The sequence below is a fragment of the Streptomyces sp. Y1 genome (assembly GCF_041053115.1).
GTDB classification, from domain to species: Bacteria; Actinomycetota; Actinomycetes; order Streptomycetales; family Streptomycetaceae; genus Kitasatospora; species Kitasatospora rubellomurina.
The window spans coordinates 8,314,533-8,332,552 of the sequence record NZ_CP163445.1; the positions used below are offsets into that span (position 1 = coordinate 8,314,533).

Consider the following 18,020-nt stretch of genomic DNA (forward strand, 5'->3'; position numbering starts at 1 on the left):
CACGGCGGCGCCCTCGGAGCGGACGTAGCCGTTGGCGCGCGCGTCGAACGGCTTGCACCGCCCGTCCGGGGACATCACCCCCGCCTTGGTGAAGTTGACGGCCAGGGCCGGCGACAGGATGACGTTGACACCGCCGGCCAGCGCCAGCGAGCACTCTCCGCGCGCCAGGCTGGCGCACGCCTGCAGTACGGCCACCAGGGAGGACGAGCACGCGCTGTCCACCGCCATGCTCGGCCCGCGCAGGTCGAACAGGTAGGAGAGGCGGTTGGCCGCGATGCTCAGCGCGTTGCCGGTGCCGGCGTAGGCGTCGACCGTGGCCAGGTCGCGGAACTGCAGGTGCGCGTAGTCGCTGGTCGCGATGCCGACGAAGACCCCCGTGGCGGAGCCGGCCAGGCTCTCGGTCGCCACCCCGGCGTCCTCCAGGGCCTCCCAGGCGACCTCGGCGAGCAGCCGCTGCTGCGGGTCCATCCGCTCGGCCTCGTGCGGGGAGATCCCGAAGAAGTGCGGGTCGAAGCGGTCGACGCCGTCCAGGAAGCCGCCCCAGCGGCTGTTGGTCCGGCCGGGGACGGACGGGTCCTCGGCGGTGAACTCGGCCGCGTCCCAACGGCCGGCCGGTACGTCGCCCACCGCGTCGCGGCCCTCGACGAGCAGCTGCCAGAACGACTCGGGGTCGTCGGCGCCGCCCGGGAAGCGGCAGCCGATGCCGACGATGGCGACCGGCTCGTACTCCTGCGCACCGCCTGCCGGTTCGGCTTCGGCGGACGGGCCCGACGCGCTCCGTGCCGCACCGGAGCGGGGCGGCCGGGCGGTCGCGGGTCGCTCGGCCCGCCCGCCCTCGGGGGCCGTGCCCAGGTGGCGGGCGAGCGATTCGATCGTCGGGTACTCGTAGGCGAGCGTCGCGGGCAGCGGGCGCCCCAGCCAGTGCTCGATCCCGCCGACCGTGGCGACCAGCTGCGCGGAGCTCAGCCCGTAGTCGACGAACGGGCGGGTGGGGTCCACGGCTTCCGGTGCCAGGCCGAGCAGTTCGGCCAGCTCGCCGACGAGGCGCCGCTCGATCGCGGAGGCGGGGACCTCGGGGGCCTCGGGGGCCTCGGCCGGTGCGGGGTCGGGGGTGTGCGCGGACGGCGCGCTCCAGGAGGCCACCGCGTTCAGCTCGTCGGCGAGGAAGGCCTGCTTCGCCGCCCGGCGCTGCAGCTTGCCGCTGGAGGTCTTCGGAATGCCGCCGCGTCTGAGCAGGACGATGTGGCGCACCGCGATCCCGTGCTCCTGCGCCACCGCGGCGCGGATCGCGGCGAAGACGCCCTCGGCGTCGAGCGCCGGCGGTCGCCCGGCGACCTCGTGGACGACGAGGAGCCGCTCCTCGCCGTCCTCCTCCACCGAGCACGCGACGCCGCAGCCGGGGTACAGCGCGGGGTGGCTCGTCTCCGCCGTCAGCTCGATGTCCTGCGGGTAGTGGTTCTTCCCGTCGATGATGACGACGTCCTTGAGGCGGCCCGAGACGTGCAGTTCGGTGCCGTCGAGGAAACCGAGGTCTCCGGTGCGCAGGAACTCCCCGACGCCGCCGCCCGGTTGGCCTTCGGGCCCGTCGGCCGCGTCGGTTTCCGCGTCCTCGCGGATGCGGGCGCCGAAGACCTCGGCGCTCTCCGCGGGGCGCTGCCAGTAGCCGTGCGCGACACTCGGCCCGCGGACCCAGATCTCGCCGATCCGGCCCTCGGGCAGCCGTCTGCGGGTCTCCGGGTCGACGATGGCGACTTCCTGGCCGGGGATCGAGGACCCGCAGCCGACCTGCGTCCTGGCCGCCCGGCCGGGCACCGCGTCCACCGCCGCCCGCTCGGCGAGGGCGGCGGCGTCGACTCTTCGCGTCACCGGCCCGGTCAACTGCCGCCCGCCGGAGGCGAAGAGCGTTCCCTCGGCCAGCCCGTAGCACGGGTAGAACGCGTTGCGGTCGAAGCCGCTCGACTCGAAGGCCCGGGCGAAGCGGTCGATGGTGTCGATCCGGACCGGCTCCGCGCCGCTGAACGCCACCCGCACGCCGCTCAGATCCAGCGTGCGGCGCTCCTCCTCGGAGATCTTCGCGACGCAGAGGTCGTAGGCGAAGTTCGGGGCGCCGGTCAGCGTCCCCCGGAACTCGGAGACGGCCCGCAGCCAGCGCAGCGGGCGCTTCAGGAACGCCATCGGCTCCATGAAGGTCAGCGGGTACGCGCCCAGGCCGGGCGCCAGCAGCCCGGCAATCAGCCCCATGTCGTGGAAGGGCGGCAGCCAGCTGACCAGGTGCCGGCCGGGGTGGTCGGCGAAGACCCGCTCGTTGATGGAGGTGACGTTGTGGATCAGGTTGGCGTGGCCGACCATCACGCCCTTGGGGTGCCGGTCGATCCCGAGGTGTACTGGAGGAACGCGAGGTCGTCCCCGGTGGTCTCCGGTCTGCGCCACCCGTCCGCGGCGGCCGGGTCGACCTCGTCGACCAGCAGCCAGGTGAGGTTCGCCAGGTCCGGTGCGCGCTTGGCGAGTTCGTCGGCCATCGCGGCGACCGCGCGGTTCGCCAGTACCACCGTCGGGCGGGCGTCGGCGATGACGCTGAGCAGGCGCGGCAGCGTGCGTTTCATGAAGACCGGGTCCGGCGGATACACCGGGACGGCGATGACCCCCGCGTACAGGCAGCCGAGGAAGGAGGCCAGGTAGTCGAGCCCCGGGGGGCAGATGATCAGTGCGCGGTCCCCGGCGGCGGCCCGCTCGCGAAGTGCCGCGGCGATGGCGCGGACCCGCCGGTCGACTTCTTCGTTGGTCGGGCTGACGGGGTCTCCCTCGCCGTCCACGAGAAACCGGTAGAACCTTTCTCCGGGGCGTTCCTGGAACACCGCGCGGAACCGGTCGACGAGTGTTTCGGTCCTGCTCTCCGGTAATTCCGCCGCCGGGAAGCGGCCCGCAGAACCTGACACCTGATTCATGTCGCGATCACTGAAGTGCATTGCCTGCCTCGGAAATCGAAGTTTCCCCATCAATGCCTGTCGCGGTGCGGGTAGAAGCAATCAGTCGAAGGTGGCATTCAGGTGACGACTTGTGGATACCGACATGACGTCTGGTTGTCGGCATGGTTAACCGTCGTGTGTCCGAAGCGGGAAGTCAAGGGGGCGTACGTTCACATCCTGACGCCCCGACCGCGAATTCCCGCAGGTCGGAGGAGGCCTCCGTCGGAACTGCCGGATCACCCTCCGACCGGTTCCGCGCGGTGGGGGCCGCATCCCGGCCGACTCGGGGCCGCGGCCCGCCGGCGGGCGGCGCCGGACAATTCGCCCGAACCGGGCCGGAGTTGGCGCCGGATTGTCAAGTGCGGCGCTTCGCGGCCGGAGGACTCCGGTTCTCGATCGAGAGCCGCGCGAATGCGGACCTCATTCATCCCGGGAAATGCGCGCGCGTAGATTCCGGAAACGGCGAGAAGGCGGCACGGGGGCGCGGCGGTCGGGCCGGTGACGCAAAAGAAAGGATTTAGTCGCGCCCGGCGGGCAGCAAAGCGGTGAACTCCGTCCGCCCCGGTCGGCTGGCCAGTCGGACGGAGCCGCCGTGCGCGTCGACCACGGCCCGCACGATGGCCAGGCCCAGGCCGGTGCTCCCGGCGGAGCGGGTGCGGGAGCGGGCCGGGTCGCCGCGGACGAAGCGCTCGAAGACCCGCTCGGCGAGCCGCGGCTCGATGCCGGGCCCGGTGTCGGTGACGCCGAGCGCGATCCAGGGGCCGTCCGGGGTGAGCCGGAGCGTCACCTCGGTGCCCTCGGGGGTGTGGGCGGCGGCGTTCGCCAGCAGGTTGGCCACCACCTGGCGCAGCCGGTCGGCGTCGCCACGCACGATCACCGGTTCCTCGGGCAGGTCGAGCCGCCAGCGGTGGCCGGGGGCGGACGCGCGGGCGTCCGCGGCGCCGTCCAGGGCGAGTCTGGTGAGGTCGACCTCGTCGTCGGCGAGCGGGCGCCCGGCGTCCAGCCGGGCGAGCAGCAGCAGGTCCTCGACGATCGCGCCCAGCCGGCGGGACTCCGCCTCGATCCGGCCCAGCGAGTGCCGGACCTCCGGCGGCACCGGGCCGGGGTGGCGCAGCGCCAGTTCGGCGTGGCCGCGCACGGTGGCCAGCGGGGTGCGCAGCTCGTGGCCGGCGTCGGCGGCGAAGCCGCGCAGCCGTTCCTCGACGAGATGGCGCTGCGCCAGGGCGTCCTCGACGTGCCCGAGCATCCGGTTGAACGCCGAGCCGACCCGGCCGACCTCGGTGCGCGGGTCCTCGTCCGGCACCCGTTCGGAGAGCGCGACCGCGCCGCTGGCCAGGGAGAGCGCGCTGACCCGTTCGGCGGTGCCGGCGACGCGCTCCAGCGGGCGCAGCGACAGCCGCACCCACAGCGTGCCGGCGATGCCGGTGGCGGCCAGCGCCACCCCGAACACCAGCAGTTCGACCATCACGAGCTTGTGTACGGTCGCGTCCACCGGGCCGGTGGGCAGGCCGGTGACCAGGACGTCGCCGTCCCGGCCGGCCGCCGCCCGGACCCGGTAGCCGCCGAGGGCGGAGAGCCGGACGCCGTGGGCGGAGCCGTCCGGCGGCAGCGCGGCCAGGTGCCGGCCGTCGACGGCGGTCAGGGCGACCTTGTCGTCGGTGTCGGCGGGCCGGTCGCCGGAGGCCACCTCGGCGTCGTCGGCGTCGCCGTCGACCACGCCCGCGGCGGTGACCCGGCCGTCGAGGAGCCGGGCGCCGAAGGTGCCGGGGGCCTGGGCGCGGGTGTCCGCGCCGGCGTCGGGTCGGCCGGGGGCGGGGATCCCCGTACCGGGGGCACCCGCGGCGTGCTCAAGGCTGGCGGCGTACCGGGCGCCGGCCTGCGCGAGCTGCTGGTCCAGCCGGCCGACCAGGAAGTGCCGCAGCAGTTCGGCGGTGGCCAGGCTGACCCCGCCGCAGGTGAGCAGCAGCAGCGCGAGCACGCCGGCGATCAGCCGGGCGCGCAGCGTCCGGGGCCGGCGGCCGAAGCGGCGGCCCACCCGGCCGGCCCGGCCCGCCCGGCTGCCGAACCACCCGGGCCGCCCGGGCCCCCTCAAGGCGCGGCCTTGATCAGGTACCCGGCGCCGCGCACGGTGTGGACCATCGGCGCCCGCCCGGCGTCGAGCTTTCGCCGCAGGTAGCTGATGTACAGCTCCACCACGTGCGCCCGGCCGCCGAAGTCGTACGACCAGACCGCGTTCAGGATCTGCGCCTTGCTGAGCACCTGCCTCGGGTGCCGCAGCAGGTAGTGCAGCAGCGCGTACTCGGTCGGGCTCAGCTCGACCACCTCGCCGCCCCGGGTGACCTCGCGGGCCCGCTCGTCGAGCATGAGGTCGCCGAGCACCAGCGCGCCCGGCGGGGGGCCGACCGGGGCGGCGGCGGGGGTGCGGCGCAGCAGGCTGCGCAGCCGGACCGCCACCTCGGCCAGGCTGAACGGCTTGGTGACGTAGTCGTCGCCCCCGGCGGCGAGGCCGGCGATCCGGTCCTCGACGGCGTCCCGCGCGGTGAGGAACAGCACCCGGACCTCCGGCCGGTCGAGGTGGATGCGGCGCAGCACCTCCATGCCGTCGATGTCCGGCAGCATCATGTCGAGGACCACCGCGTGCGGCCGCCACTCGGCGGCGGCCGCGACGGCGGCGAGCCCGGCGGTGGCGGCGCGGGCCTGCCAGCCCTCGTAGCGCAGGGTGCTGCAGAGCACGTCGACGAGGTCCGGTTCGTCGTCGACGACGAGGATGCGCCAGGGTTCCTGCCGGTCGGTGCTGCGGTCCATACGGCTCCGGAGGCGGTGAGAGCGGTCGTTCCGCTGCCGATTCTGGCAGGTCGCGATGAGAAAGCCGTGAGATCCGCAGCCACCGCCCGGTCCGCCGCACCCGCCCTGACCTGGGCGGACGTCCGTGCGGACGGTGAGGGCGGGCTCCGACTCAGAGGGAACTCAGAGCTTCCGGTGCCAAGGTGATCGCACACCGTTCGAACGAGGGGAGCCGCCCGTGACGACCACCGTCAGCGAGGACCGCCGCGCCGGCCGGCCCACTCGGGGCACGGCCGGGCGCGGGCTGCCGGTGCGCCCGGTGCCCGCCGCCGTGCTCGCGCTGATCGTCCTCGGTGCGCTCGGGGTGCTGCTGCCGTGGTGGCGTGACACCGCCGGGGTGGCCGGCGCGGCCGGCTGGCTCACCGGGGCGGGCCGGATCACCGGCCTGCTGGCCGGGTACGCGGCGCCCGTGCTGCTGCTCCTGATGGCCCGGATCCCGCTGCTGGAACGCGAGGTCGGCGCGGACCGGCTGGCCCGCTGGCACGCGTTCGGCGGCCGCTGGCTGGTCGGCCTGGTGACGGCGCACGTGCTGACGATCGTCTGGGGCTACGCGCTGACCGACGGGCGCGGGGTGGTCGGCGAGGGCGTGGAGATCGTCCTCCACTACCCGGACATGCTCAAGGCGACGGCCGGCACCCTGCTGCTGCTCGGCACCGGCGCGGTCTCCGCCCGGGCTGCCCGCCGCCGGCTGAGCTACGAGACCTGGTACTACGCCCACCTGGCCACCTACCTGGCCGTCGCGCTCGCCTTCGGCCACCAGCTGAGCACCGGGGCCGACCTCGGCGACGGCCCCGGCCTCGCGCTCTGGTACCTGCTGTACGGCGGCACGGCCCTGCTGATCGGCTGGTACCGGCTGGCGGTGCCCGCCCTGCGCGACCGGCGGCACCGGCTGCGGGTCGCCGAGGTGCGGGAGGAAGCGCCGGGCGTGGTCTCGGTGTACCTCACCGGCGAGCGGCTGGACGAACTGGGCGCGCGGGCCGGGCAGTTCTTCCGCCTCCAGTTCCAGGCGCCCGGCCTGCGCTGGGCCGCCCACCCGTACTCGCTGTCCGCGCCGCCGCACCCGCGGTTCCTCCGGTTCACCGTCAAGGCCGTGGGCGGGCACAGCGCCGCCGTCGCCCGGCTGCGGCCCGGCACCCGGGTGCGCGCCGAGGGCCCGTACGGGGCGTTCACCGGGCGGCTGCAGCGCAAGCGGAAGGTGCTGCTGCTGGCCGGCGGCGTCGGGATCACCCCGCTGCGGGCGCTGTTCGAGACGCTGCCCGGCGAGCTGACCCTGGTCCAGCGCGTCCGGCGGCCCGAGGACCTGCTGTTCGAGCGGGAGCTGGCAGCCGTGGCGGCCGGGCGGGGCGCCCGGGTGCACCGGCTGGTCGGCTCCCGGGCGCAGGTGGGCGACCTGGGGGAGGCCCTGGCCCGGCTGGTGCCGGACCTCGCGCGGCACGAGGTCTACCTGTGCGGGTCGGAGGCGATGACCGCCGAGGCCGTCCGGGCACTGCGGGCGGCGGGGGTGCCGCGCTCCCGGATCCACCACGAGTCCTTCGTGTTCTGAACCCCGCCGTCCGTCATCCCCTTCATCCGCGTCGAGGAGTACGAAGTGCGCAGAGCCGTCGTCACCGCAGCGGCCACCACGGCCGGGGTCGTGCTGTTGCTGTCGCTGAAGCCCCACACGGGCCAGGGCGGCGCCGCCACCCGGCCGATCAGTTCCGACCCGGGCGCGGCCGCCGCCGAACCCCCGTCCACGGCGAGCACCGCCGGCCCGAGCGCCGCAGCCGGCCCGAGCAGCGGAGCCGCCCCGAGCAGCGCCGCCCCGGCCACCGCCACCCGCAGCATCACCGGCGACGCGGCCGACACCCGGTACGGCCCGGTGCAGGTCAGGGTCACCCTGGCCGGCGCCCGGATCACCCGGATCGACGTGCTGCGCTACCCCAACGACAGCGGCCGGGACCGTTCGATCAGCGGCTACGCCCTCCCGCAGCTCAACCAGGAGGCGATCGCCGCCCAGAGCGCCGACATCGACGTCGTCTCCGGCGCCAGCTACACCAGCGACGGCTACACCCGCTCGCTGCAGAGCGCCCTCGACAAGGCGCACGCGTGAGCGCCGCGCAGCCGCTGCGGCACACCGAGCACGTGATGGGCACGGTGTTCTCCTTCGCCGTGCGCGACCCGGGCCCCGGCACGGCCGCCGCGCTGGAGCGGATCACCGCCCGGCTGCACCGCATCGACGCGGTCTTCTCCCCCTACCGGCCCGACAGCCAGGTCAGCCGGCTCGGCCGCGGCGAGCTCGCGCTCGACGCCTGCGACCCGGAGGTCGCCGAGGTGCTGCGCCAGTGCCGCCGGGTGGCCGAGGAGACCGGCGGCCACTTCACCGACCACCCCGCCGGCCGGCTCGACCCGAGCGGCTGGGTGAAGGGCTGGGCCGTGGAGGAGGCCTCCCGGGAGCTGCGGGCGGCGGGCTCGGTCCAGCACTGCGTCAGCGGCGGCGGGGACGTGCAGACCGTGGGCGGCCCCTGGCGGGTCGGCGTCGCGGACCCGCTGCGCCCGGGCGCCCTGGCCACCGTCCTCACCGGCCACGACCTCGCGGTCGCCACCTCCGGCACCGCCGAGCGCGGCACCCACATCCACGACCCGCGCACCGGCCGCCCGGCCACCGGCCTGGCCTCGCTCACCCTGGTCGGCTCCCGGATCGCCGACACCGACGCCTACGCGACGGCCGCGTTCGCGATGGGTCCCGACCGCGCGCTCGCCTGGATCGCCGCCCGCCCCGGCCTGGAAGCCCTCGCCATCCTCCCCACCGGCGAGCGCCGCACCACTCCGGGCTTCCCCGGCCCGGCCGCCGCCTGAGACCGCGGTCCCGCCGACCCCGCTCGGCGGGACCGGCGCACCCGGGCGACTCCCGTACGAGTCAGGCCAGGTAGCGGTCCGCCAGGTCCCCGTACCCGCCGGCCGTCCAGACCGCCCTGCGGAACTCCGCCAGGTCCAGCGCGCCCGCGCCCTGCCCGGCAGTCGGCGGGAAGTACGCGCAGCCGCAGCGGTCGCAGTACCAGGCCTGCCGCCACAGCCGCTCGGCCGCCGGCTGCCCGGCCAGCCGCCGCCGGCGGGCCACGTGCAGCGCGACGGCGGCTGCGAGCAGCGCCACCGCGGCGACCACGAGCAGCACGGACACCCACACCGGCACGAGCCCGTCGTGCGCCTCGGCGAGGTGGACGGCCTGCGGGGCCGGGGCATCGTCGGGGCGGATCAGCTCCCCGTTCGGCCCGAACACGACGTGGCCGGTCGGGAGCCCGTTCCCGTGGGTGGCCCAGGCCGGCGGCGAGAAGTCCGTCTTCGCGACGTCGGACGAGTCGCGCTCCACCGAGCGCTCGATGAAGGTGAACGCGGCCCCCATCCCGGTCAGCACGCCCAGGACGCCGAAGGTCCGGCCGAGGACGCTGCCGCGCGGCGGCGCGGGCGCGAGCGCCCGGCCGAGGGCGGAGACGAGCTCGCGGGTCTCGGTGTGGCCGTGCTCGCCCCTGGTCCGGACGGTCACCTGCTGCCGCTCGGCGAGGTGGACGGCCGGGACGCCGCGGGCCCGGTCGGTGAGCCCGCAGCTCGGGCAGGCCTGGAGCGCGGGCCGCGGTGGTACGGGCGCCGCATCGTGGATCGCCATGTCGGTGTTGTCCCCCCGTGTGGACGGCCGGTCGGCCGTTCGTATCCGGGTGGACGCGGCCGCGTGTCGTTCGGTTGCGGCTCAACGAGGAGAGATCGTCACGGAGTTGACCCGACGTCGCAACGGACGGATCACCCCTGGCCGGCCCCGGCCGCACCGGATGCCGGCCGCCAGCCGAGCGCGGGGCCGAGCCGGGTCGCCAGGTCGGTGAGGATCTGCACGTAGTCCCGGTGCTCGAAGGTGAACGGCAGCGCGATGGCCACCTCGTCCACCTCCCGGAAGCCCGCGTGCGCCCGCAGTCGCTCCGCCAGCTCCTCCGAGCCGCCGACCAGGTCCGGTGCGAACAGCAGCCGGTTCGGGCCCTGCGGGGCGAGCGTGCGCGGGGTGCGGGAGAGCGCGTAGGCCTCGTAGCGGGCGCGCTGTTCGGGCGTGGCGCTGTCGGTGGGGATGACGACCAGGCCCTGCGAGACCCGGGCCCGCTCGCCGGCCGGGTGGTGGCGGCGGAAGGTGCGGATCAGCTCGGCCTGGAGCTCGGCGAAGTCCAGCGGCTCGCCCTCCACCGCCTTGACCACGCTGCTGGTGAGCAGGTTCAGCCCCTGCTCGCCGGCCCAGGTCGCGGAGCTCCGGCTGCCGGCGCCGTACCAGAGCCGGTCGGCGAGCCCGGGGGAGTGCGGCTGGACGCGGCGCGAGTACACCTCGATGCCCTCGGTGCCCTCGAACGACGAGGCGTACTCGCCGCGCACCAGCGCCAGGAAGCGCTCGGCCCGGGCCCGGCCGAAGTCCTCCTGCTCGGCGCTGTCCGGGTAGAGCGCGCCGCGCACCTGCTCCCAGTGCACGGGCGGGCCGACGCTGAAGCCGGGCTCCAACCGGCCGCCGGAGAGCACGTCGACGGTGCCGAGGTCCTCGGCCAGCCGCAGCGGGTTCTCCCAGCCGAGCGGGGTGACGGCGGTGCCGAGCCGGATGCGGCTGGTCCGCTGGGAGGCGGCGGCCAGCACGGCGACCGGGGACGAGATGCCGTGCTGCAGGTGGCGGTGGCGCAGCCAGGCGCTGTCGAAGCCGAGCTGCTCGCCGAGCGTGATGAGGTCGAGGGTGGCTTCGTGGCCCCGGCGCGGGTCGGCCGCGTCGAAGGTCCCGATGGTGAGGAAGCCCAGCTGGCGCAGCGGGCGGGGGGAAGGCGGCATGGTCGGCGGCTCCGCAGGGGTGTGGCCCGGGCCCGGACGGCCCGGGCCAGGGGGTGCCCGTCGAACGTACGAGCCGTACGGCGCCGCCACAAGATCGGCGCGCGATCCGGACACCCCCGCGCAACGCGGTGCAATTCGGCGTCACGAAACCGCCGCACCGGGCCCGTTTCAGCAGCTGCGCAGCTCCGGGCTCTGGTTGCGGATCTGGTTGTGCAGCGAGGTGAACTCGCGGTACGCCGCCCCGCCCTCGGAGCCCGGCCGGAACGCGCCGACCCGGTGGCAGTTGACGAACGCGAGCTTCACGTCGAAGTGCTCCTCCAGGCTGCCCCGGATCGCGTTGCTCGCCAGCGCCCGCAGCAGCTGGCCGCGCTGCTCGTCGTCGGGCGTGGTGTTGTCGGTGGCGAACTCGGCGTCCCCGGCGTCCAGTTCGGCCTTGAGCCCGGCGACCACGCGGTAGGCGTACGGCAGCGAGGCCCGGACGGTGCCGACGAAGTCGGCGTGGTCGACCTGCCCCTCGGCGGCCTGGGCGAGGAGGGCGGGGGAGACGTCGAGCGACATGGGAGTCCTCTTTCGGGGGTGCGGGAGCGCGGTCGAGCCCCGGGGCGCACGCGGCGCCGTTCGGTTATCGAAGATGAAAACCATTGCAAGAAGGACTCTCGCGAAACCCCTGACCCCTTGTCAAGCTCCGCCCCCGAACGGGCCGCCGGGCCGGTGTCAGTCCGCCTGCTCCGGAACGCCGGCGACCTTCCTCACCTTGATCACGAAGACGGCGATCACCACCGCCAGGGCCGCGAACACCAGGCCCAGCTGGAACGCGTCGGCGATGCCGTGCACCAGGACCTGGGAGGAGTACGGGGCCGGGAGCCTGCCGCTCGCCCTGAAGTCGGCGGCCTGCTGGGGGGTGGCCTGGCGCAGGAACGCGCCGACCTGCCGGCGGGCCTCGTCGCGGCTGGCCGTGCCGTAGACCGTGACCAGGATCGACAGGCCGAGCGAACCGCCCACCTGCTGGGTGGTGTTGAGCATGCCGGTGGCCGCGCCGGTCTCGTGCGGGGCGACGTGGGAGACGGCGGTGAGCATCACCGGGACGAAGATCGAGCCCATGCCGAAGCCGAACAGCAGCGTCGGGCCCAGGATGCCGCCGACGTAGCTGGTGCCGAGGTCGATCCGCGTCGCCCAGAACACCCCGCCGGCCACCAGCAGCGAACCGGCGACCAGGAACGGCTTGGCGCCCCATCGCAGTTGGTTGCGGGCGGCGAACTGGGCCGAGGCGATGATCGCGACGCTGATCGGCAGGAAGGCGAAGCCGGCCCGCAGCGGGCTGAAGCCGAGGATCTCCTGCACGAACAGGGTGATGAAGAAGAAGATGCTGAACATCGCCGCCGCCACGCACAGCATCAGCGCGTACGCGCCGGAGCGGTTGCGGTCGCGGAACAGGTGCAGCGGCGTGATCGGCTGTGCCACCCGCCGCTCGTTGGCCAGGAACGCGGCCAGCAGGACGGCCGCCAGGCTGAAGGCGAGCAGGGTGACGGAGTCCGTCCAGCCGTGCTCGGAGGCCCGGATGAAGCCGTAGACCAGCGAGACCATGCCCGCCGTCGCGGTGAACGCGCCGGTGAGGTCGAACCGGCCGGGGTGCCGCTCGGACTCGTTGATGTACAGCGGCGCCAGCAGCGCGATCGCGATGCCGATGGGCACGTTGACGAAGAACACCCACCGCCAGGACAGCCAGGACGTGAGCATGCCGCCGAGCAGCAGCCCGATGGCGCCGCCCGCGCCGGCGACGGCCGAGAACACGCCGAAGGCCCGGTTGCGCTCCGGGCCCTCCTTGAAGTTCGTCGCGATCAGCGCCAGCGCGGTCGGCGAGGCGATCGCCCCGCCCAGGCCCTGGAGGGCGCGGGCGGCCAGCAGCCAGGCCGAGGACTGCGCGACGCCGCCGAGCAGCGAGGCGAGGCTGAAGACCAGCACGCCGACGACGAACACCCGCCGCCGGCCCAGGATGTCGCCCGCCCGCCCGCCGAGCAGCAACAGCCCGCCGAAGGTCAGGGTGTAGGCGTTGATGACCCAGGACAGGTCGGTGGTGTTGAACTTCAGCGCCTGCTGGATGTGCGGCAGGGCGATGTTCACGATCGTGATGTCCAGGACGACCATCAACTGGGTGGCCGCGATCACGGTGAGGGCTATCCCCGGGTGCTGGCCGCGTCGGGCCTGCGCGGGCGGAGTCTGGGCCAGGGTTCGGGAGGTGACCATGGCGGGTTCCCCAAGGACGTGGGAGGGAACGGAAACGTTCACTAAGAGAGACGGTAGTCCTCCGGACATACCGAGCACAACCGGTCATCACGGACATTCGGCGACTTCCGGAAAACCGGCCGCGTCCCGCAACTCCCGCAGCCGATCGTCACGGTGGGGAGTACTCTCGTCGGCGCAGCGTCATGGCCGCGCGTCGCTCGTCCGCTCAGTCACCGAGAGGAAGCACCCACCATGTCCGACTCCCCGCAGATCGACACCGTCCGCCGCTTCTACGACGCCAAGGGCGATCTGGACGTGATCCGCTCCGTGGTCGCCCAGGAGGCCCGGTGGGACGTGGCGGAGGGCTTCCCCCGGGGCGGGGTGTACGAAGGCCTGGACCGGATCATCGCCGACTTCTTCCCGTTCCTCGCGGACTTCCGCGAGTTCCGCTGCCTCGGCGACGCGTACTTCGAGACCGGTGACGAGGTGATCGTGCTCGGCCGCTACGTCGGCGTCACGACCGGCGGCGAGCCGGTGGAGTCCCGCTTCGCGCACTTCTTCACCCTGCGCGACGGCAGGATCGTCCGGCTGCGCCAGACCTCCGACACCCTGCCGATCGCCCGCGCCCTCGGCCGCTGACGGCCGGACCGGCGGTTCCGGGCGTCTGAGTACGGATACTCATGACGCCCGGCGCGGAGCCGGGCCATGATCGCGGGATGAGGACGAACCATCCCGGGCGGGGGCGCCTGACGATTCCTGCGGCGGCCCTCCTGGCCCTGCTGGCGGCGGGCTGCGGCAGCACCACGGCGGCGCCCGGCGCCCTGAAGCCGCCGAGCAGGGCCGCGACCGCGGCCGTACCGACCGTCCCGGCGGACTTCCCGTGCCCCGGTGAGACCCCCGGGCCGACCCCGAACATCACGCTCAAGGTCGAGGTCTCGGCCTCGGCGGCGCCCGGCGACCACTACGCCGAGAACCACGGCTTCAAGGTCCCGATCCCGCTGCACGGCCAGAGCCGCTGCGACGGCCTGGCGGCCGCCCAGCGGGTGAAGGGCGCGCTCGAACCGCTGCGCGCCCGCCACGACTTCACCAAGGAAGGCACCCGCGGCCTGCTCACCGGCCTCGGCTACCCGGCGGGCCGGGTGGACGTCCAGGAACTCGGCGCGGCCGGCGTCGCCTTCACCGCCGGCGACGGCCGGCTCTGCCTGAGCGGCACGATGGGCAGCGGCGCTACCACCGTGGAGTCCTTCGCCGGCTACCCGGACGGCACCGGCTGCGAGCCGCCGCGCGGCGGCCACTGACCGGCCACTGACCGGCCGGGGCCGGCCGGGTCGCCGGGGCCGACCCGGCCGTCACTGCCCGGTGGCCGCCAGCGCCTCGCGGACGGTCAGCAGGCAGGGATCGCAGTAGCGGTCCGGCGCCGCCGGGGCCTCGCCGTCCATCGCGGGCACCACCCGCTGCGACGGCTCGAGGAGCCGCCCGCACAGCGACGCGCTCGCGTCGTCCTTCGCCATCACGTGCCACACCACGGCCGGCGGGGACACCGCCGGGTCGTGCTCGGCCCACATCTCGTACACGGCTCGACCTCCGGATCGCAGGGGCGCGGTCACCCCATGCAAACCCGTGCCGCCCCGACCGGCCACCGGACCGGGCCCGGTCGAATGGCCGCGCGCCGGCGTGCGCCCCGGCCGCCGGGCGAGTCCGCCCCGGTCCGGGCCGGACGGGCCGCGTGACTGGGGCACGACGGGTTCGTTTACTAACATCGGGAGTGCTCCGGTGCAACCGGGGCAGATGGGGGAGTGTCGAACAGGCGGGACCCGAGGAGGCGCGCAGTGATGACCGCAGAGACCGGCACCGTGCGCGGACCGGCGAGCGCCGCTCCGCTGCGGCGGCGCGGCGAGGCGCTGGAGAGCGCCATCTTCGAGGCGGTCGTCCGGCAGCTCACCACCGACGGCTACGCCCGGCTGACCATGGAGGGCGTCGCCGCCGCCGCGCAGACCGGCAAGGCCGCCCTCTACCGCCGCTGGTCGAGCAAGGAGGCGCTGGTGCAGGACGCGCTGCGCGCCAGCCTGCCGCAGTCCGGCCCGGCGCCCGACACCGGCAGCCTGCGCGGCGACCTGCTGGAGGTGGTCGCCCGGCTGCGCACCGCGATGGTCAGCGAGGTGGGCGCCGCCGTGCGGGCGATCATGTCGGAACTGGACCACCAGCGGGCGCACGTCTTCCTGGCGATCGTGCTGGAGCGGGTCGTCGAGCCCACCACCGCCCTGGTCGGCGAGGTGCTGGCGCGCGGCGCCGCCCGGGGCGAGGTGCGGCCCGGCTCGGTGACCCCGCTGGTGACGGACGTCGTGCCGGCGCTGATGCTGTACCGGATCAAGATGTGCGGCGGCGACGCCGAGCGGATCGACCCGGCCGCGATCGTCGACGAGGTGCTGCTGCCCGTCGTCCGCCCCTGACCGCCGTCGCCGTGTCGGCGGCGACAGGCCGAGGGCCCGGTCCGTCCCCGAAAGGACGGGCCGGGCCCTGGGTACGCCGTGATCAGGCCCCGCTGTGGCGGAGCATGTCCTCGCGCTCGACGACCTTGACCCGCTCGCGCTGCTCGGCCGCGCCGAGCGCCCGCTCGTGCGCGTCGAGCTGCTTCCAGCCGTCCCAGGTGGTGTAGCGGACGCCCTGGGCGCGCAGGTGCTCCTCGACGGCGGCCGGGTCGGGCTCGACGGCGCCGGGCAGCCGGCCCGCGCCGTGGTCCTCCAGCAGGCAGGCGACGGTCTCGTTGGCGTCGCCCTTGGTGTGGCCGATCAGGCCGACCGGGCCGCGCTTGATCCAGCCGGTGACGTACGTGGCGGTGCGGTGCGAGCCGTCGCCGTCCAGGACGCGGCCGGCCTCGTGCGGGACGGTGCCGGAGACCGGGTCGAAGGGCAGCTTGGGCAGCTCGTCCGAGTAGTAGCCGACCGCGCGGTACACCGACTGGACGTCCCAGTCGGTGAACCGGCCGGTGCCGCGCACGTTGCCGGTGCCGTCCAGCTCGGTGCGCTCGGTGCGCAGGCCGACGACCCGGCCGTCCTCGCCCAGGACCTCGGTCGGGGACTCGAAGAAGTGCAGGTAGACCCGGTGCGGGCGGTCGCCGACGTCGCGGATCGCCCAGTTCTCGATGGTCGAGGCGACCAGGTCGACGTGCTTGACGGCGCGGCGCTCGGCTATCGAGCCCTCGTCGTAGTCGATGTCCTCGGGGTTGACGATGACCTCGATGTTCGGCGAGTGGTCCAGCTCGCGCAGCTCCATCGGGCTGAACTTGGCCTGCGCCGGGCCCCGGCGGCCGAACACGTGCACCTCGACGGCGCGGTTCGCCTTGAGGCCGTCGTACACGTTCGGCGGGATCTCGGTGGGCAGCAGCTCGTCGGCGGTCTTGGCGAGGATGCGGGCGATGTCCAGGGCGACGTTGCCGACGCCGAGGACGGCGACCTTCTCGGCCTCCAGCGGCCAGGTGCGCGGCACGTCCGGGTGGCCGTCGTACCAGGAGACGAAGTCGGCGGCGCCGTACGAGCCGTCGAGCTCGATGCCGGGGATGCCGAGCGCGCGGTCGGCCATCGCGCCGGTGGAGAAGACCACGGCGTCGTAGAACCGGTGCAGGTCGTCCAGCGCGAGGTCGTTCGGGTAGTCGACGTTGCCGAACAGGCGGACCTGCGGCTTGTCCATCACCTGGTGCAGGGCCGTCACGATGCCCTTGATCCGCGGGTGGTCGGGCGCGACGCCGTATCTGATCAGGCCGAAGGGCGCGGGCATCCGCTCGAACAGGTCGATCGAGACCCCGGGGGTCTGGGCGGCGTCGGACTTCAGCAGGGCGTCGGCGGCGTAGACGCCGGCAGGGCCGGCTCCGACGATCGCGACCCTGATCGGGCGGTGCATGGTGGAAGGTCCTCCGGGCAGGCGCAACGGTTTCTGGACTATACCTGTGCAGCCAATCCGGCCCGCTGGCGGGGGTGTAGTCGGCGCCGGTCTATGGGGCCATAGAGCAGAGCTATGGCCCCACCGGGAATACCGTCAGGCGGTCCCGGCCGGCGGCCGGCCCTGCGTCCGGTCCTCGGCCGGGACCGGCGCGACCGGCGCCGCGGCGCGGTCGGCCGCGGCCTCGAAGAAGCGCAGCAGCTCCACCGGGAACGGCAGCACCAGCGTCGAGTTCTTCTCCGCCGCCACCTCCACCACCGTCTGCAGCAGCCGCAGTTGCATCGCCGCCGGGGTCTGCTCCATCGTGGTCGCCGCCTCGGCCAGCTTGGCGGCGGCCTGGAACTCGCCGTCCGCGGTGATGATCCGGGCCCGGCGCTCCCGGTCGGCCTCCGCCTGACGGGCCATCGAGCGCTTCATCGAGTCGGGCAGGCTGACGTCCTTGATCTCGACCCGGTCGATGTGCACGCCCCAGCCGGTGGCCGGGCTCTCCAGCATCACCTCCAGGCCCTGGTGCAGGTTCTCCCGCCCGGAGAGCAGGTCGTCCAGCTCGCTCTTGCCGATGATCGAGCGCAACGAGGTCTGGGCGACCTGCAGCATCGCGAAGTGGTAGTTCTGGACGTCGACGGTGGCCCGGATCGGGTCCGCGACCCGGAAGTAGAGCACCGCGTCGACGCTCACCGAGACGTTGTCCCGGGTGATGCCCTCCTGGGCCGGCACCGGCATGGTGACGACCTGGACGTTCACCTTGCGCATCCGGTCCACGACCGGCACCAACAGGGTCACCCCCGGCTCGCGGACCTGCCCGCGCACCCGCCCGAGCCGGAACACCACGCCCCGCTCGTACTGCTGCACCACCCGGACACCGGTGGCCAGCAGGAACAGCACCAGCACGACGACGATCACGAGCGCTGCCATGGTCGTTCGGCCCCCCGTACGCGGCGCAGCCCGGCCGGGACCGGAGTGGCCCCTGTCGCGAGGGGTGCGAGCCGCGCTGGCCAGTATGCGCGCGGGTGGCCGGGACGGACAGGGCCGTGCAGCCGGTTCCTCGCCGCGGTGACCGCGCGTCAGGGCGCCCGGCCGGCCGGGGCGTACGACGGCGGCCCGCACTGCTCGGTCCGGGCCGCCGTCGTTCCCCCGTCTTCCCCCGCTGCTCTCCCCCGTCCCGTTTCCCCCGTCCCGGCGCGGCCCGCATCTCCCGTAGGGCCCCGCCGGGCGGTGCCGCCCCCTCTG

Annotated in this window: 15 protein-coding genes and 1 pseudogene; 6 read left to right on the forward strand and 10 right to left on the reverse strand. The window is 74.4% G+C overall.

Annotated elements, in window-relative coordinates; genetic code table 11:
• Positions 1-33 precede the first annotated feature (33 nt).
• The 3 genes and pseudogenes from AB2U05_RS36310 to AB2U05_RS36320 form a co-directional block, all read right to left on the reverse strand.
• Positions 34-2,996: pseudogene (locus AB2U05_RS36310) on the reverse strand (beta-ketoacyl synthase N-terminal-like domain-containing protein); the annotation flags it as partial.
• A 487-nt stretch (positions 2,997-3,483) separates the two neighbouring features.
• Positions 3,484-5,001 carry an ATP-binding protein gene (locus tag AB2U05_RS36315; protein WP_369186057.1) on the reverse strand — a complete coding sequence of 506 codons (1,518 nt, stop codon included), beginning with the start codon at positions 4,999-5,001 and terminating at the stop codon, positions 3,484-3,486.
• 53 nt (positions 5,002-5,054) lie between these two features.
• The gene (locus tag AB2U05_RS36320) at positions 5,055-5,771 is read right to left on the reverse strand and encodes a response regulator transcription factor (RefSeq protein WP_369185679.1); all 717 of its coding nucleotides are present in this window, start codon (positions 5,769-5,771) and stop codon (positions 5,055-5,057) included.
• A 283-nt stretch (positions 5,772-6,054) separates the two neighbouring features.
• On the opposite strand from AB2U05_RS36320, the gene AB2U05_RS36325 reads away from it, so the two are divergent.
• Genes AB2U05_RS36325 through AB2U05_RS36335 form a run of 3 tightly spaced genes read left to right on the forward strand, consistent with a single transcriptional unit; the run spans position 6,055 to position 8,645 of the window.
• Positions 6,055-7,353, forward strand: a complete 1,299-nt coding sequence (locus AB2U05_RS36325; protein ID WP_369186058.1) for a ferric reductase-like transmembrane domain-containing protein — start codon at positions 6,055-6,057, stop codon at positions 7,351-7,353.
• 45 nt (positions 7,354-7,398) lie between these two features.
• A complete protein-coding gene (locus tag AB2U05_RS36330) occupies positions 7,399-7,899 on the forward strand; it encodes an FMN-binding protein (protein ID WP_369185680.1) in 501 nt (166 codons plus the stop codon).
• Positions 7,900-7,934: 35 nt separating this feature from the next.
• On the forward strand, positions 7,935-8,645 hold the full coding sequence (locus AB2U05_RS36335; protein ID WP_369186059.1) for an FAD:protein FMN transferase: 711 nt from the start codon (positions 7,935-7,937) through the stop codon (positions 8,643-8,645).
• A gap of 61 nt (positions 8,646-8,706) precedes the next feature.
• On the opposite strand, the gene AB2U05_RS36340 is transcribed toward AB2U05_RS36335, so the two are convergent.
• The 4 genes from AB2U05_RS36340 to AB2U05_RS36355 all read right to left on the reverse strand — a co-directional run bounded on the left by AB2U05_RS36340 (position 8,707) and on the right by AB2U05_RS36355 (position 12,875).
• Entirely contained in the window at positions 8,707-9,450 is a 744-nt protein-coding gene (locus AB2U05_RS36340) for a hypothetical protein (protein WP_052707609.1), read from the reverse strand.
• 131 nt (positions 9,451-9,581) lie between these two features.
• A complete protein-coding gene (locus AB2U05_RS36345) occupies positions 9,582-10,631 on the reverse strand; it encodes an LLM class flavin-dependent oxidoreductase (RefSeq protein ID WP_369185681.1) in 1,050 nt (349 codons plus the stop codon).
• 168 nt (positions 10,632-10,799) lie between these two features.
• A complete protein-coding gene (locus tag AB2U05_RS36350; RefSeq protein WP_045701343.1) occupies positions 10,800-11,189 on the reverse strand; it encodes an SCO5389 family protein in 390 nt (129 codons plus the stop codon).
• 156 nt (positions 11,190-11,345) lie between these two features.
• Complete coding sequence (locus AB2U05_RS36355) at positions 11,346-12,875, reverse strand: MFS transporter (RefSeq protein WP_045701341.1); 1,530 nt, start codon at positions 12,873-12,875, stop codon at positions 11,346-11,348.
• A 231-nt stretch (positions 12,876-13,106) separates the two neighbouring features.
• Here AB2U05_RS36355 and AB2U05_RS36360 point away from each other — a divergent pair, with 231 nt between their 5' ends.
• Together AB2U05_RS36360 and AB2U05_RS36365 are read left to right on the forward strand one after the other, a co-directional pair.
• A complete protein-coding gene (locus AB2U05_RS36360) occupies positions 13,107-13,493 on the forward strand; it encodes a nuclear transport factor 2 family protein (RefSeq protein ID WP_045701339.1) in 387 nt (128 codons plus the stop codon).
• Between the two features lie 77 nt (positions 13,494-13,570).
• Positions 13,571-14,152: a hypothetical protein gene (locus AB2U05_RS36365; protein WP_369185682.1), complete on the forward strand. Its 582-nt coding sequence runs from the start codon at positions 13,571-13,573 to the stop codon at positions 14,150-14,152.
• A gap of 51 nt (positions 14,153-14,203) precedes the next feature.
• Here AB2U05_RS36365 and AB2U05_RS36370 read toward each other — a convergent pair whose 3' ends face one another.
• On the reverse strand, positions 14,204-14,428 hold the full coding sequence (locus tag AB2U05_RS36370) for a hypothetical protein (protein ID WP_045701337.1): 225 nt from the start codon (positions 14,426-14,428) through the stop codon (positions 14,204-14,206).
• Positions 14,429-14,686: 258 nt separating this feature from the next.
• Between AB2U05_RS36370 and AB2U05_RS36375 the strand changes: the two genes are divergently transcribed.
• Complete coding sequence (locus AB2U05_RS36375; protein ID WP_369185683.1) at positions 14,687-15,304, forward strand: TetR-like C-terminal domain-containing protein; 618 nt, start codon at positions 14,687-14,689, stop codon at positions 15,302-15,304.
• An 82-nt stretch (positions 15,305-15,386) separates the two neighbouring features.
• Here AB2U05_RS36375 and AB2U05_RS36380 read toward each other — a convergent pair whose 3' ends face one another.
• Positions 15,387-16,751: an FAD-dependent oxidoreductase gene (locus AB2U05_RS36380; protein ID WP_369185684.1), complete on the reverse strand. Its 1,365-nt coding sequence runs from the start codon at positions 16,749-16,751 to the stop codon at positions 15,387-15,389.
• A 135-nt stretch (positions 16,752-16,886) separates the two neighbouring features.
• The gene (locus AB2U05_RS36385; RefSeq protein WP_369185685.1) at positions 16,887-17,705 is read right to left on the reverse strand and encodes a slipin family protein; all 819 of its coding nucleotides are present in this window, start codon (positions 17,703-17,705) and stop codon (positions 16,887-16,889) included.
• Positions 17,706-18,020 lie beyond the last annotated feature (315 nt).

Excerpts from the sequence above, each read along its gene's own strand:
- AB2U05_RS36380 (WP_369185684.1), bottom strand. The coding sequence starts at position 16,751 with ATGCACCGCCCGATCAGGGTCGCGATCGTCGGAGCCGGCCCTGCCGGC.
- AB2U05_RS36360 (WP_045701339.1), top strand. The coding sequence starts at position 13,107 with ATGTCCGACTCCCCGCAGATCGACACCGTCCGCCGCTTCTACGACGCC.
- AB2U05_RS36345 (WP_369185681.1), bottom strand. The coding sequence starts at position 10,631 with ATGCCGCCTTCCCCCCGCCCGCTGCGCCAGCTGGGCTTCCTCACCATC.
- AB2U05_RS36350 (WP_045701343.1), bottom strand. The coding sequence starts at position 11,189 with ATGTCGCTCGACGTCTCCCCCGCCCTCCTCGCCCAGGCCGCCGAGGGG.
- AB2U05_RS36365 (WP_369185682.1), top strand. The coding sequence starts at position 13,571 with ATGAGGACGAACCATCCCGGGCGGGGGCGCCTGACGATTCCTGCGGCG.
- AB2U05_RS36320 (WP_369185679.1), bottom strand. The coding sequence starts at position 5,771 with ATGGACCGCAGCACCGACCGGCAGGAACCCTGGCGCATCCTCGTCGTC.
- AB2U05_RS36355 (WP_045701341.1), bottom strand. The coding sequence starts at position 12,875 with ATGGTCACCTCCCGAACCCTGGCCCAGACTCCGCCCGCGCAGGCCCGA.
- AB2U05_RS36375 (WP_369185683.1), top strand. The coding sequence starts at position 14,687 with ATGACCGCAGAGACCGGCACCGTGCGCGGACCGGCGAGCGCCGCTCCG.
- AB2U05_RS36385 (WP_369185685.1), bottom strand. The coding sequence starts at position 17,705 with ATGGCAGCGCTCGTGATCGTCGTCGTGCTGGTGCTGTTCCTGCTGGCC.
- AB2U05_RS36340 (WP_052707609.1), bottom strand. The coding sequence starts at position 9,450 with ATGGCGATCCACGATGCGGCGCCCGTACCACCGCGGCCCGCGCTCCAG.
- AB2U05_RS36335 (WP_369186059.1), top strand. The coding sequence starts at position 7,935 with ATGGGCACGGTGTTCTCCTTCGCCGTGCGCGACCCGGGCCCCGGCACG.